Consider the following 14,452-nt stretch of genomic DNA (forward strand, 5'->3'; position numbering starts at 1 on the left):
TTTCTATGCAAGACCAATTAATTACCAATGTCCCGCCTGTTTTAGAAGCACAACAATTGACGCGGCACTACAGCGTGAGTCAAGGATTGTTTCGCGACAAGGGCACCGTAAAAGCACTCAACGGCGTCTCTTTCACTTTGAAAAAGGCGAGTACCTTGGCCGTGGTAGGTGAATCAGGCTGTGGCAAATCGACCTTAGCGCGCCAATTGACCATGATAGAAAAACCCAGCTCGGGTCGCTTGCTGATTGATGGTGTCGATGTCGCCACCAACGGCGGTGCCAATAATCCAGCCTTACGGCGCCAACTACAAATGGTGTTTCAAAACCCTTACGCTTCACTTAATCCGCGTAAGTCTATCGATGCGACTTTGCAAGAGCCTTTGCGCATCAATACCGCACTCACCGCCAGCGAGCGACGTGAGCGTGTCGATGCGATGCTACAACAAGTTGGTTTGCGTCCAGAATTTGCTTCGCGTTATCCGCATATGTTTTCTGGTGGACAGCGACAACGGGTAGCGATCGCGCGCGCCATGATGCTCAATCCGGCAGTGGTGGTGGCCGACGAACCGGTCTCGGCATTAGACGTCTCAATTCAAGCGCAAATTCTCAATCTCTTCATGGATCTGCAAGCCTCGTTTAACACCAGTTATGTATTCATCTCCCACAATCTCAGTGTGGTGGAGCATGTGGCAGATGAGGTCTTGGTGATGTATTTAGGCAGCGCGGTCGAATATGGCAGCAAGCAAGCGCTATTTGAAAACCCTTTGCATCCTTATACGCGCGTATTGATCAGCGCCACCCCAGCGATACGCGCACAAGACCGCAAAGAACGTATACGCATTACTGGCGAACTTCCTAGCCCCTTACACCCACCAGCAGGATGCGCGTTTTCACCTCGCTGTCCATTTGCCCAAAGCCGATGCCACACCGAAGCCCCTGCCTTGCGCCAAGTCGAGGGACGCTTGGTGGCTTGTCATATTGTTGGCACTTGAGATTCTGATTCGCAAGAGTTACGAGCTAAATATCCTGATCATTGACCCGGATATTTAGCGCTGCAATTCTTGCATTTCCTGACGTCGATCCACGATTAACTCGACACGCGAACATCCAGCAGGAACTAGCACATCGACCATGCCCTTGTTAGCCGCTGAAATCGTCACAACTTGATCAAGGTAGCGCCAACCGTGCTGGTCATGGACGATCACTTGATAGCGCCCGACTTCCATTTTAGGCGACTGCCAGCGCTCAATTTTCGCTGCATTTTCCGTTGCGTTTTGTTTGAGTAGTGGAATCGATACCTGTCGCCATCCTGCCGGAAAATGCGGTGAAATCGCGGCACCGCTGTCTTGATAAAACGCGCGCAATTGTTCTGGGTAGAGATCGAGTACGCCACGGCTATACCACAGCACATGTCCCGCATTTTTATTTGTTCGAGTCAATTCTATGGATTGTCGTAGCTGCTCCCAGCTTGAGTCTCTGCCATCCCCAACGATACGAATTCCAGCAACGAGTTTCGCTGCTTGACTATCGCCATAAACTCGCATTGCGTCTATTTGTTGCTGCCATGTTTTTGCAAAATCAGGATAACTAAAACGATACGCTTGTGGAATGAATTCATCCCAATCAGCCTTAGGCTTTAACGTGGAAGTTGACCATACACTCCACTGCGGCCAAGCCAATAGATGATGCTGCCATGACCAGGGATACACAGCGGGACTAAGGGAAATAATCAAGCCCGGTCTTTTTGCGCGCACTGCTTGCACAAATCGCTGAGCAAATTGTGTCACTTTATCCGCCCGCCACTGCATCCATTCAGGATCAAGATAATTGTTTGGTGGCGATTGCCCCGCATGCTCTTGCGCATAGAGCGCCATCGTATAAGCATCGTAGCCCATACGAATATCAGGCCAGACAATACGGTCATCCAGTTGAATCCCATCAAGATCATAGACATCAACCGCTTCAAGTACGAGCTCAAGTAAGAATTGTTGGGCTTCTGGATGTAAAGGATTTAGCCAAACAAAACCGTTACTCGCGACCTCATTGCCATCGCGGTCTCGACTCAACCACGCTGGCTTTTGTATCCGGAGGTGATTCATGGTGGACTTATGCGCTGCCATAAAACCATATTCAAACCAAGCGACGTAGATTAGCCCTTGGCGATGTGCGGCTATCAGTGTTTCTTGGAGTAGATTACGACTGGTCGTGCTTTGGCTTTGTTGTACATCGCTAGGATCTTGCAAAAGGTATGGAGGACGTTGAGTGACTCCTAAAGTACGCTGCAATACCTTTGACGGGAACTGCGTATAACCGTTTTTCCAGCTTTCCACATAGACCGTGTTTAGCCCGATCTCTTTGATTCGGCGCATACTTTGTTCTGTGTTTTCAGGGTTGGAAATTGCCGTATTGGCTGTCGTTGTCAACCATGTTCCACGCACCTCACGCTGGATCGCAAACAATGAATCGATACTTCCTAGCAGGCAAAGCAGAACCGCACATTTCAACAGAAACATACGACCTAAAAATCGAGGCGATGTAGGCACCAAGACGCATAAGTGATCAATCATATCTTTGAACGAAAGACATCCAATAACCCAGACGAATGTCTGCTTGCCATTGAATTGTTGAGAGGACAAAAAGTTCATCAATGAGAATGAAAATTGAGGCGGACAATCGAAGAAAGCTAAAGCTATCACCAGCGCCGTGTAGGTGACACAAGCATCATAGACGAAAATCCGCCAGTAGACTGCGTCGTTCGCCATCCATCAACGATACCAATGATGGCGCATCCATACCCAAAAGTTATAGTGTGAGCACAAGCATTCATTTGTTATTCAAATCCGCGAGGGATAAGGTATGGTCAGTGCATGAGTTGCTTAGTGAATATTTAAGTAAATACACAAGTGCGCGCGTTTTACACAGGAGAGCCCCTTTGAAACTGCAAACCGAAATCCCAAGTACGCAACACCGCGAGCTTGATTTGTATCCTACCGAGCAGCTAATTGACGCGCTAATCGATGATCAATTTGATGCGGTGCGTGCGGTACGTTTAGCCTCACCACAAATCGCGAACGCCGTCACCCAAGCCTTGCCACGCATTCGTGATGGTGGTCGTTTGATCTATGTCGGTGCAGGTACTTCTGGTCGTTTGGGCGTACTTGACGGGGTTGAACTGACGCCCACTTTTTCATGGCCAAATGAACGGGCGATTGGTTTACTGGCGGGCGGTCATACGGCCATGTTTACCGCCGTCGAAGGCGCGGAGGATGATGCGCAACAAGGGGCAGACGACTTACGCGCACTCAACATTCAAATCCAAGATGTGATCATCCTACTAGCCGCCTCTGGTGCCACTCCGTATGTATTGGGTGCTCTGCAGGCCGGACGCGAGGCAGGTGCGCTGACGATAGGCATCGCCAATAATGCCGATGCCCCCATTACCCTAGAAGCTGATATCGGTATCACATTAGAGACGGGAAACGAGATCATTTCTGGCAGCACGCGACTCAAAGCGGGCACCGCGCAAAAGATCACCTTAAATAGCTTTTCTAGCGCTTTGATGGTGCAGTTGCATAAGGTATATGGCAACTTGATGGTGGATGTCAAACCAACCAATGCCAAGTTAGTACGCCGCACGATTAACTTGACCATGTTTGCCACTGGCTGTGATGAGGCAATGGCAAAAGACACTTTGTCCCAGTGCCAGTACCATGTCAAAACCGCCATCGTGGCGATTCTGAATCAGTCCAGCGTGCTTGCAGCGCAGGCGCGATTATTGGCAAATGACGACGACGTGCGCCGTGCAATACAACAGAAAGAGTGACAATACATTTCCATGCGGTAAAATGATTTTTCCTTTTTCACTGCATCATCTTCCATCTTATTCACTATGCGTTTACGTCATATCGAAGTGTTTCACGCCATCATGCAAGCAGGTACGATCAGTGGTGCTGCGCAGATTTTGAGTATTTCTCAACCGGCAGCAACTAAAGTCTTGCAGCACTGCGAATTGCGACTTGGTTTAAAATTATTTGAACGCATCAAAGGCAAATTACATCCGACACCAGAAGCACGCAAATTATTTGTCGAAGTCGATAAATTAAACCGTGATTTACAAGCAGTGCGCCGCCTAGCATCGAATCTAAAAAACAATCCCGACGAAGCGGTCAGATTGGCATCAACACCCACTTTGTCGATGACAATTATTCCAGCCGCCTTATCAGCATGGCGAAGCAAATTCCCCAAAGTGCATTGTTCTTTAGCCTCGCAACACACGAGTGAAATCGTCAGTGCTTTATTGCTTGGTGATGTGGATTTTGCGATTTCCTTGTACGATCCGAATCACCCTAGTATTGCCGCAGAATCCTTAACGCAAGGTCGAATGACGGCGATTGCGCCCAAAGGAACATGGGCAGCCACACTGGATAACACACCACTACCGATTAAAGAACTGCCAAAAGAATTAATCGCGCTTGATTTGGATGATCACTTGGCGGGTCGGGTTATGGACGCTTGCTCTGAACAGGGCTTGCAATTTAATACCTATACCGTGGTGCAAACGTATTTATTGGCACGCACGATGGTCGAACACGGTGCGGGCTCGGCTGTGATCGATCCGTTTACCGCTGCCACTGCTGATCATCAACGCGTGCAATGTCGCCCCATCATCCCTGTGGTGCCAGTCGATTTGTATTTATTGACGATGAAGTCAATTCCTCTATCGCGCTCGGCTTTGGCCTTTGTGCAAAATCTGCGCGACGTCGCCGCCGACTGCATAGCCAAAACTAACGGCGCTAGGTCATAGTCATTTAGTCTCTGATAGTCTCAGCGCACAAGGTGCTGAGATTACGTTCTTACGACCGCGCAAGACCCTAGTCACTCAGTCTTTGATAATCTCAGCGTACAAGGCACTGAGTATGCGTTCTTCCCATGGGCTCAGACTAGAATATTCACCAAACAAAGCTTCGGAATCGGCTGACAAACCGCCTAACGCAAAGATCATGCCGTTTCGTGTGACAGGGTCAAACATAAAACCGGAATTCAAACCATAGGCTTCACCCAAATGTCCAAAACCAGTGAACGACGGCGTCTGCCTGACTAAGCGATCACCATAATGTGCCGCGCTAACGTCGGTAAAATGTTGAAAGCCCAAACTCCAAGATAGAAACATACCACGATCATTATCGCCGTTCTTGCGTGCCGCATCGTAGCGCCATTGCACCTGCAATAGTTGTGCGACGCTGGCAGGCTGCAATATACGCACGCCATCAAGCTCACCTTGATTCATCAACATTTGCATTAAGCGCGCCAAGCCCCGCACAGTGGTGCGAAGTCCACCTTGCGGACTAAAGAGGCTCGCATTTGCGCCTAACACATAGCTGTCTATCCCAGCTCGCTTGAGCGGTGCTTTGCCGCGATAGTCATCGACTTGAACGATCCACGGCCCACTTGGATTCCACACAGTGTCATGTTCTTTTTTCTTGCGATAAAGGACGGCGACATTGGCGAGTTCTTCCACACTCAATTCCTCAGGATTGTAGCCACCGGCCATACCCAAAGGACGCAACAACTGATCGCGCATGAAATGATCAAAACGTTGACCACTCACTGCTTCCATCACCGAGCCGAGGATGCCCCAATTCAAATTAACGTAGCGAAAAAAATGTCCGGGGGCATGCGACGATTCTTGACTGGCCTTATCCCATTGTGACCCGTCGCCGTAATGCGCTCCGCCCGGCACCAAGAAACTCTTCAAATTGACCTTGATTGGAAAATTGTAACCAGCATCATCGCGCAATGACGAGGTATGGCTCAACAACATACGGGTAGTAATCGGCGCAGTAGGAAAATGAGGATTGCGGATCTGAAAACCGAGATAGCGACTAATGTCCGCATCCAGATCGAGTTTGCCTTGTTCAACCAAAATCATCGCACCAACAGCCGCCACCATCTTTGACACCGAGGCCATGCGGTACAAGGTCTGATCATTAGCCAGCATGTCTTGCGCAGCATCCTCAGGATGAATATAACGACGACCAAATTGGTTTTCGTACACCACCTTGCCCTGCTTGATCGCGATCACGGAAAGACTAGCCAGAGCTTGGCTTGGGTGATTGACAGTTTGCTGTAGAACTTGATCGGTGTTTTGCGTCATGGGCGTACTCCTTTGAGGCGGCGACATCGCTTGTGTCTGCTCGTGGCAAGTCAGGGCAAAGAAAGAAAACAGCAGCATGGCTGCACTTTTTTTGTGGGTATCGTTCAGGCTGAGTAGCGTAGACATACGATTAATCGATTCTTAAGTAAGTTTGCCGAACCACATCGGGATCGCCAAAATTAAAATGCCACCATTCACTATTAATGCCACGAAACCCAGCACCAAACATGGCCTCGCGCAATAACTGACGATTTTCGAATTGACTAGGTGTGAGCGTGCCATTGGCCAAAAATTCTAGTTCCTGCTTGGGGTGCGATTTCTCTACCAATGCATCAAATCCTGTTCCCATATCGAGCTCTTGCCCATGTTCATCGAGTATCGTCACGTCCAAGGCCATACCAAAAGAGTGTATAGAACCGCGCGCAGGATCGGCGACATAAGAGCGCAAAGTGGTTCCCTCTAAATGCTTCCATAACATTTCTTGCACCCGATGCGGACGCAAAGCATCGAGTACCACCAATCGATAAGTCGGTTGTTTGGCGCGCAAGATCGCGACCGCATCGACTAGTCCTTGTGCCGCTTCCCTATGCAGCCAACGACAATCTAAACTGCCATAAAGATCGCGTCCAACAAAATTGTTATCTCCTACGTAACGCAGATCGATGACAATGCCAGCGATGTCATCAAGGCGTTTAAATTCAGCGTGATCTTTTATGTCTTCACACAACATCTAGGTTTTCCTTATTGGTGGCGTTGCTCAGCTTGGCTTGATTGGCGCTAGATTGAAAAATTCAAAAGCAGGATAAAGGCGGTGGATATGCCCGACAAATGAAAATAATCATAGTCGCCATAACATCAAGGTATGACTCAGGCACCAGCTACCGACTACCCCCTCTGCAAGCGTTGACTGGATTTTGCCAAGTAAAACCATTCTTCATTTTTTTTAGCATTGGCGTCGGGGAAAATAATTCTGGCATCCATCTCGGCTCGTATTTCAGTCCCGTCGTCACGTACCCCGATAACGTCACCTTGTTTGAGCGTATCAAAACTCGCCCAAGCGCGGACAAAGCGATCATCGTCATGCTGTTTATCGACGACTTCATAGATCCGTAAAGTCTCCATGTCACCAGGTGCTTCACCTGTCGGTACTTCATTCATCGGCGCAGCGATCAATTGCAAGCAAGCCATCGCGTTGATGATGGCCTGATAAGCAATCTCCTTCGACTTTGGGTCTTGATGTTGGCCACATTCTAAGGTGAGTGCGTAGCCGCCAACGCTGCGCATATACTCGGTGGTCCCCATACCAAATGCGGCATCAATGGCGCAACTCGGATCGCCATCTTCAACAGTGATTTGATCACGCCGCCGCGCTACGCCTTTCGCATACGTCGTCAACCAACCATCAACAAAACGCTGTACGCCCAAAGCTTGTGCTAATTTTTCTTCTTGCGCGGAGAAACTAAAGGCTTCAATTTCACCTTGATTATTTTCAGGGCCGACCATAACAAAGGCCTGCCCTTCACCGCGAAACGAATGCAAATCCAACAGGACTTCATGTTGCTGCATCAAAGGGCATAGCCAATTGGCGACATGATCTTCAAATTCTTGCGGCGTCGATGTCGGACGTAAGCGCCGGTTTAAGTTGCGATCGCCCTCACGCTGCTGACGCTGATAGGCAAGCGGATTCGCCACTGGCACAAACGTCACGCTGCCACGCTGAAGTAAAATTTCCCCAGATTCGATTTGCGCCATCACTCTCCGTATCGCTTCGGTGCCACAAATCTCATTACCATGCACTGCGCCGGTGATCAACATCCGCACCCCAGCTTGTGGTGAAGTGAAATTGTGACTTTGAAAATGCAAGGATGGGCTTAACTCGCCGCCTGCCGCTGGTTGTGTTGATGTCATAAAGCTCTCTCTGAAATTTGGCACGCAATCCTCACAAGCGCTGCTCGCATCGCGCTCAATCTATTGCTGATCGACGCACCTAAACCTCTGGTAGATATTGTTGATATGTAGCAAGCATTTTCCCAGAAAAAAGCAGGTTCCGCGAGTCACTTTTCCTCGGCTATCCATACATTAAGGTTATGGCACTAACGCTTCTTTTCATTGTTACGCAAAGCTCTTCACACTTAGACTAAACGCATCTCACCTGAGGTTTGCTTCTAACTTTACAAGTGTCTTACTCATTTCCCTAGATGCAGAAACATCGGCAATGTAGTCAGTCAATGTCTTTAGCTCGTTTTGGATACTTTATTATGCACATGATTACCGACCAACAGGTCGCTCAAGTCTTGACTATGCGCGAGGCAATTGATGCGCTACGTCAGGCGTTCATTCAATTTGGCAATGGCGCTGGTGCCGTCTTAGCTAGAGGACGCGCCACCGCAGAGTTTGAAGGCCGCGCAAGCACCATCAGTGCGATGGGGGCCGCCTTGCCTGGAACGGATGTAGTCGGTACCAAGGTGTACTCGACCGTCAATGGCCAATTCAATTTTGTGATCGTCCTATTTTCAGCAACAACTGGCTCTTTATTGGCGACGATGCAAGCGAATCAACTCACCAGATTGCGCACAGCAGCAGCCACTGCGCTTGCAGCTGAAAAGTTAGTGAGAAAAGATGCCCGTGTTCTGGCAATTTTTGGTAGCGGTGTGCAAGCACAGGCCCATATCGAAGCCTTGCTATTGGTGCATCCCTTCACCCAAGTTTTGGTTTGTGCGCGTAGCAACGCCCAGCAGTTCGCAACCGACATTACCGCCAAGTACAAAATACCAACCGCGGTGGTTGATGCCATGACCGCAGCATCGACTGCAGACGCCATTGTTACTTGCACCCGATCTAATGAGAGTTTGTTCGATGGGAACTTAGTCAAAGCAGGCTGCTTTATAGCAGCGGTCGGCTCCAGTAAACCCATCGCGAGAGAAATCGACGATACTTTATTGTCTCGCGCCGCCCGCATTGTGGTGGAATGGTTGCCTGCGGCAAAGGCCGAAGCGGGCGAGTTTGTGCGAGCCGCCGCCGGTATTATCGAAGACGATAAAGTCGTGGAACTAGGTCACGTACTAGCAGCCAACGAGGTTCGCAATGACCATGACATCGTGATTTACAAATCGGTCGGCATTGGTCTTGAAGATATCGCGATTGCCAAATTGATAGTTGATAAAATTGGGTGAAATTTTGTGTGCAATACGTTCGTTTCGATTTGACTCGCCTCAAACGATCAAACGCTAAGTATTCAACTTCGACATTGTTTTCTAGGAAGCTATCGTATTTATGGAATCGACCACAAGCACCATGCCAGGACAGCATCGCCCACAAGCGATCAGCGCGACTGGTTTGGGGATAGACATGGGCGGCACGCAAACCCGTTGGGCCTTAGCGGATGAAGCTGGCACTATTTTGTCGGAAGGTGCAGTCGATGGCGCGACCGCTTTGCAACTAGGCAATCTGGCTGGGCAGGTGGCACTACAAGCTTTGTTTTCTTCAATTGCCCAACAATTACAACGTGCGACAGATCTGCGCCACGAGATTTTCTCACTACAAGCAGGACTGACTGGCTATAGTGGTGATGCGACCGCAGCAAAGCAGATGTTGAGTTCACTCTTTGCGCTACCTGAGAACGCTATCCACATCAGTAACGATATTGAAATTGCTTACCTCGATACCTTTCAACCGGGCGAAGGTTACCTTGTTTATGCTGGGACGGGATCGATTGCGGCCTTCATCGATCAGGCAGGCAATTTTCATCGTGCAGGCGGTCATGGCTATGTGTTGGACGATGCTGGCAGCGGGTATTGGATCGCCCGCGAAGCACTCAAGCGCATTTGGCGAGAAGAGGATTTTCACCCTGGCGCATGGCGCTCATCTCCCATGGCGACAGCAATGTTTGCCCTAATTGGTGGCGAGGAGTGGAAGCATACGCGCGAATTTATTTATCAACGATCGCGCGGCGAAGTGGGTAAATTGGCTTTAGCACTTGGCACAACCGCCGACATGGATAGAACTGCTTACACCATTTTAGAAAATGCGGGTATCGAATTGGCGCGTTTGGCACGTGCCTTGTGTCACCGGTTTGGCCAAAAGCCCATCGCCTTGTCAGGGCGTGTACAAGAACTACATCCGATTATTGCCGAAACGATGAAAAAGCACCTGCACGATACCAGCGACCTCCGACTCTGCGAAAATCTCGGTCATCACAGTGCGGCCCGCATCGCAGCATCGCGCATCCCACAAGGTCCTGAACGCATCGCTGTTCGCACCGAACAAATCAATCGCACATAAATACTCATAGAATCGACCATCGACATGAAATCTCTACTAGTCTTATTCCTTAGCTTAGGTCTACTCAGCGCGTGTTCAACAACGCGACCTTTTACGATGGATCAGCTCAATACCTCGATCACGGCGAAAAGCCAGGCGAGTCGCGCCCGGTTTTTAATATTGCACTACACCGCTTTAGATCAAGCGCGTTCCTTGCACGTGCTAACAGAACAAGCTGTCAGTAGTCACTATTTGGTGGGCGACGACCAACCCAACACGGTCTACCGATTAGTCGATGAATCGCGCATGGCACTCCACGCGGGTGTCAGTAGTTGGAAAACACACGCGCAACTCAATGCCAGTTCGATAGGCATAGAGATCGTTAATTTGGGATATGTAGAGACGCCGACGGGACGGCAATACCAAGCCTTTCCGCAACAACAAATTGATACGGTGATTACCCTCATCAAGGACATCGTGGCACGGCATGGCATCAAACCAGAAAACATCTTGGGACATGGAGAAATAGCGCCCCAACGCAAGCCAGATCCGGGACCGCTCTTCCCTTGGAAACAACTTGCAGACGCGGGTTTGATCGAGTGGCCAAACGCGGACGCGGTAGCAGCTCAATTACTGATCTTTCAACAAGCCTTGCCCGATGCTGTTTGGTTTCAAACAAAATTAGCTGAGATTGGCTATGCGACACCCAAAACTGGCATTTGGGATCAAGAGAGCAAAAACGTCTTAATCGCTTTTCAATGCCGCTACCGACAACACACATTTGACGGCATACCAGATGCAGAATCTGCCGCCTTGTTAGAAGTCATCACGAGCAAGAAAAAACTTCCATAAGCGTGACAATATGAGCTTGATAATTTTAGAAGAACTAGGAATCGCTGAGGAACTCATACAGCGACGTGGCTTACCGCTGCATGCTGAGGAAAGCGACTTGATCGTGGCAGAAACGCAGCAAGATGGTCGAACATTTTTGTTGACACCAGCGACCGCCCAGGCTTGGCATGCCATGAAACACCAAGCATCGATAGACGGCATAGACCTAGTGATGATTTCTGCCTTTCGCAGTGTCGAAAGACAGGCAAGCATCATTCGTGACAAGATCACTGAGGGATGTGAGATCAACGCCATACTCGAAGTCTGCGCACCACCCGGCTATAGTGAGCACCACACAGGACGCGCGATTGACATTGCCTCGATTGACGATCCACATTTAGAAATTCGCTTTGAGCTTACACCGACCTTTGATTGGCTCACAAAGCATGCGGCACAATTTGGTTTCTCTATGTCCTATCCGAGAGAGAATCCTTTTGGATTCCAATATGAACCTTGGCATTGGTGTTTTAGGCCTTGAAGTAGGATGACTATTCAGCCCGCTACAGTAAGCTGTTTTCTTCATGATCCAGATCCATGCTTCAAGGGCTTAATATCGAATTTTGCATAAAAAAGAGAAGTTTTCTTTTTTAAATATTCTTTTTCTTCCATTAAATTTCTGCTTCCAAATCTTCCCAAAGCGCGACATAGCCCAGCTGATCAAGAATGGCATTGTCTGCTGGAATTTCCCGTTTTTTAACCGAGCGCTGAAAGAAGAGGTAGAGGAAACGCACAAATCTGATTTGGATTAAATCACCGCGTTGAGCATTCCCTCGGATGACAATGCAATCTACTAACCAGACACGGTCCGTTTCTCTGTGGACGAAAGTAGTTTTGCTATTGCAAGTCGTTGGCCTACCACTTACCGACTGAATTAGGGAAAATCCAGAATAGTCACAAAGTTGATATGTCGGACTTAAATAGCGGCATGACCTGTCTCTTATCTTACAATAAGTCAGTCATCAGTTAGAACCACATCGCGGTGAATTTAGTGAATTGACCTCAATCACTTTACAAGAATTTTCGAGAAAATCAACGAATTGGAAGACTCAAATTTATGCAAAAAAGCCCAAATTTGAATATCTCAAATTTGGGTTTTGAAATCTACTTTTTAAGTTTACGACTCTAATATCTAGTTCACGACATTAATTGCAAAGAATACTTGTTTTTGAACGAACCGCGCCTATTCGACTGTGACGCTCTTTGCGAGGTTACGAGGCTTGTCTACATCTGTCCCACGCGCTAACGCAGTGTGATACGCGAGCAATTGCAAAGGCACAGTATGCAAAATCGGTGACAACATGCCGTAGTGTTCTGGCAGGCGAATCACGTGTACGCCTTCGCTTGGGGTAATGCGTGAGTCGGCGTCGGCGAAGACGTAAAGTTCACCGCCACGGGCGCGGACTTCTTGCATATTCGATTTGAGTTTTTCAATTAGCGTGTCATTTGGTGCGACGGTGACTACTGGCATGTCTTTAGTCACTAAGGCTAGTGGGCCGTGTTTGAGTTCGCCTGCTGGGTAGGCTTCAGCGTGGATATAAGAAATCTCTTTGAGTTTTAATGCGCCTTCGAGTGCGATCGGGTAATGCAAACCGCGGCCTAGGAATAAGGCATTTTCTTTGCGTGCGAATTCGTCTGCCCAGGCGATGATTTGTGGTTCCAATGCGAGGACTGCGGTGATCGCAACTGGTAAATGGCGTAGTGCTTTGATGTGATCTTGCTCTTGCGTTTCACTCAAACGACCTTTGCTTTGTGCTAGTGTCAGCGCCAATAAAAACAAGGCTGCGAGTTGTGTGGTGAATGCTTTGGTCGATGCCACGCCAACCTCAACGCCTGCGCGTGTGATGTAGGCAAGCTCGCACTCGCGTACCATGGCGCTGGTCGAGACATTGCAGATTGTCAGGCTGTGCGGCATGCCGAGTTCGCGTGCGTGTTTGAGTGCTGCCAAAGTATCTGCCGTTTCGCCACTTTGTGAAATGGTGACGACCAAACTCTTTGGATTTGGCACGCTGTCGCGATAGCGATATTCACTCGCGATTTCTACGTTGACTGGAATTTTGGCGATGGATTCTATCCAATACTTTGCTGTCATGCCTGCGTAATAACTGGTACCGCAAGCGAGGATGAGGACATTGTCGATCTCTTGAAACACGCGGTAGGCTTTATCACCAAACAACTCAGGCATGATGTTGGTGATGCCTTCTAAAGTATCGCCTAATGCGCGTGCTTGTTCGAAGATTTCTTTTTGCATGTAGTGACGATACGGCCCTAGCTCTGCCGCACCCGTATGGGCGTGCACTGTGCGCACTTCACGCTCTACTTGTTTGCCATTCACATCGGCGATCCACACGCGTTGTAATTGCAAATCGACGACGTCGCCCTCTTCCAAATAAATGATTTGATCGGTGGTGCCTGCCAATGCCATGGCATCGGATGCCAAGAAATTTTCGCCTTTACCAACGCCGACGATTAATGGTGAGCCTTGGCGCGCACCAACTACGCGGTGTGGTTCATCACGACAAAATACGGCAATTGCATACGCGCCAGTTAAACGCTTGACCGCTTGTTGTACGGTTTCAAATAAATCGCCGCTGTACAAATGATCGACTAGGTGGGCGATGACTTCCGTGTCGGTTTGACTCTCGAATACATAGCCCGCTTGCGTGAGTTCTGCGCGTAGCTCTTCGTGGTTTTCGATAATGCCGTTATGCACGAGTGCGATGCGGGCGTTGTCGCCATTGCGAGAAAAGTGCGGATGCGCATTCGCAGAGGAAGGCGCACCGTGAGTCGCCCAGCGTGTGTGCGCAATGCCTGTGAATCCTGCCAAACCAGTTTGCTCAACCTGCGCTTGCAGTTCAGCCACACGTGAAGTGCTGCGTGAGCGCTGCAATTTGCCATCCACATGCAATGCCACGCCGCAGGAATCGTAGCCGCGGTATTCGAGGCGCTTAAGGCCTTCTAACAAGATAGGAGTGATATTGCGTTGTGCTACTGCGCCGACGATGCCACACATAGAGACCTCCGCTGAAAGAATGAGTCAAACCTGACTGATGATTCGCATCCTAATATAGACCAGATGAAATTTTCTTCCAAAATTTATCAATCAATGATTTAATAATTCAACAGATCACTTCAATGCCTATTTATTTC

At 49.0% G+C, this 14,452-nt stretch carries 13 protein-coding genes; 7 read left to right on the forward strand and 6 right to left on the reverse strand.

What is annotated here, in order from left to right; translation table 11 throughout:
* The first annotated feature begins 5 nt into the window (after positions 1–5).
* On the forward strand, positions 6–992 hold the full coding sequence (locus H8K52_RS16770) for a peptide ABC transporter ATP-binding protein (protein WP_186924055.1): 987 nt from the start codon (positions 6–8) through the stop codon (positions 990–992).
* A gap of 54 nt (positions 993–1,046) precedes the next feature.
* Here the strand turns inward: H8K52_RS16770 and H8K52_RS16775 are convergent, their stop codons facing one another.
* On the reverse strand, positions 1,047–2,513 hold the full coding sequence (locus tag H8K52_RS16775) for a glycoside hydrolase family 10-like protein (RefSeq protein WP_186924056.1): 1,467 nt from the start codon (positions 2,511–2,513) through the stop codon (positions 1,047–1,049).
* A 419-nt stretch (positions 2,514–2,932) separates the two neighbouring features.
* On the opposite strand from H8K52_RS16775, the gene H8K52_RS16780 reads away from it, so the two are divergent.
* Together H8K52_RS16780 and H8K52_RS16785 are read left to right on the forward strand one after the other, a co-directional pair.
* Positions 2,933–3,823, forward strand: a complete 891-nt coding sequence (locus H8K52_RS16780; protein ID WP_186924057.1) for an N-acetylmuramic acid 6-phosphate etherase — start codon at positions 2,933–2,935, stop codon at positions 3,821–3,823.
* A 66-nt stretch (positions 3,824–3,889) separates the two neighbouring features.
* Entirely contained in the window at positions 3,890–4,804 is a 915-nt protein-coding gene (locus tag H8K52_RS16785) for a LysR family transcriptional regulator (protein ID WP_186924058.1), read from the forward strand.
* A gap of 75 nt (positions 4,805–4,879) precedes the next feature.
* Here H8K52_RS16785 and H8K52_RS16790 read toward each other — a convergent pair whose 3' ends face one another.
* The 3 genes from H8K52_RS16790 to H8K52_RS16800 form a co-directional block, all read right to left on the reverse strand.
* Entirely contained in the window at positions 4,880–6,280 is a 1,401-nt protein-coding gene (locus H8K52_RS16790; RefSeq protein ID WP_186924059.1) for a serine hydrolase domain-containing protein, read from the reverse strand.
* Between the two features lie 4 nt (positions 6,281–6,284).
* Complete coding sequence (locus H8K52_RS16795) at positions 6,285–6,884, reverse strand: M15 family metallopeptidase (RefSeq protein WP_186924060.1); 600 nt, start codon at positions 6,882–6,884, stop codon at positions 6,285–6,287.
* Between the two features lie 155 nt (positions 6,885–7,039).
* A complete protein-coding gene (locus H8K52_RS16800) occupies positions 7,040–8,062 on the reverse strand; it encodes a succinylglutamate desuccinylase/aspartoacylase family protein (RefSeq protein ID WP_186924061.1) in 1,023 nt (340 codons plus the stop codon).
* Between the two features lie 350 nt (positions 8,063–8,412).
* On the opposite strand from H8K52_RS16800, the gene H8K52_RS16805 reads away from it, so the two are divergent.
* The 4 genes from H8K52_RS16805 (at position 8,413) to H8K52_RS16820 (ending at position 11,783) form a co-directional block, all read left to right on the forward strand.
* Positions 8,413–9,327, forward strand: coding sequence for an ornithine cyclodeaminase family protein (locus tag H8K52_RS16805; RefSeq protein ID WP_186924062.1), 915 nt, complete (start codon positions 8,413–8,415; stop codon positions 9,325–9,327).
* A gap of 100 nt (positions 9,328–9,427) precedes the next feature.
* On the forward strand, positions 9,428–10,435 hold the full coding sequence (locus H8K52_RS16810; RefSeq protein WP_246464632.1) for an N-acetylglucosamine kinase: 1,008 nt from the start codon (positions 9,428–9,430) through the stop codon (positions 10,433–10,435).
* Between the two features lie 24 nt (positions 10,436–10,459).
* Positions 10,460–11,266 (forward strand): N-acetylmuramoyl-L-alanine amidase, encoded by an 807-nt coding sequence (locus H8K52_RS16815; RefSeq protein WP_186924063.1) that lies wholly within the window; start codon positions 10,460–10,462, stop codon positions 11,264–11,266.
* Between the two features lie 10 nt (positions 11,267–11,276).
* On the forward strand, positions 11,277–11,783 hold the full coding sequence (locus H8K52_RS16820; RefSeq protein WP_186924064.1) for a M15 family metallopeptidase: 507 nt from the start codon (positions 11,277–11,279) through the stop codon (positions 11,781–11,783).
* A gap of 130 nt (positions 11,784–11,913) precedes the next feature.
* Here H8K52_RS16820 and H8K52_RS21640 read toward each other — a convergent pair whose 3' ends face one another.
* Both H8K52_RS21640 and glmS read right to left on the reverse strand, forming a co-directional pair.
* The gene (locus tag H8K52_RS21640; protein WP_281387973.1) at positions 11,914–12,036 is read right to left on the reverse strand and encodes a hypothetical protein; all 123 of its coding nucleotides are present in this window, start codon (positions 12,034–12,036) and stop codon (positions 11,914–11,916) included.
* A 449-nt stretch (positions 12,037–12,485) separates the two neighbouring features.
* On the reverse strand, positions 12,486–14,315 hold the full coding sequence (gene glmS, locus H8K52_RS16825; protein ID WP_186924065.1) for a glutamine--fructose-6-phosphate transaminase (isomerizing): 1,830 nt from the start codon (positions 14,313–14,315) through the stop codon (positions 12,486–12,488).
* Positions 14,316–14,452 lie beyond the last annotated feature (137 nt).

This window comes from Affinundibacterium seohonense, from assembly GCF_014284305.1.
Lineage (GTDB): Bacteria > Pseudomonadota > Gammaproteobacteria > Burkholderiales > Burkholderiaceae_D > Undibacterium > Undibacterium seohonense.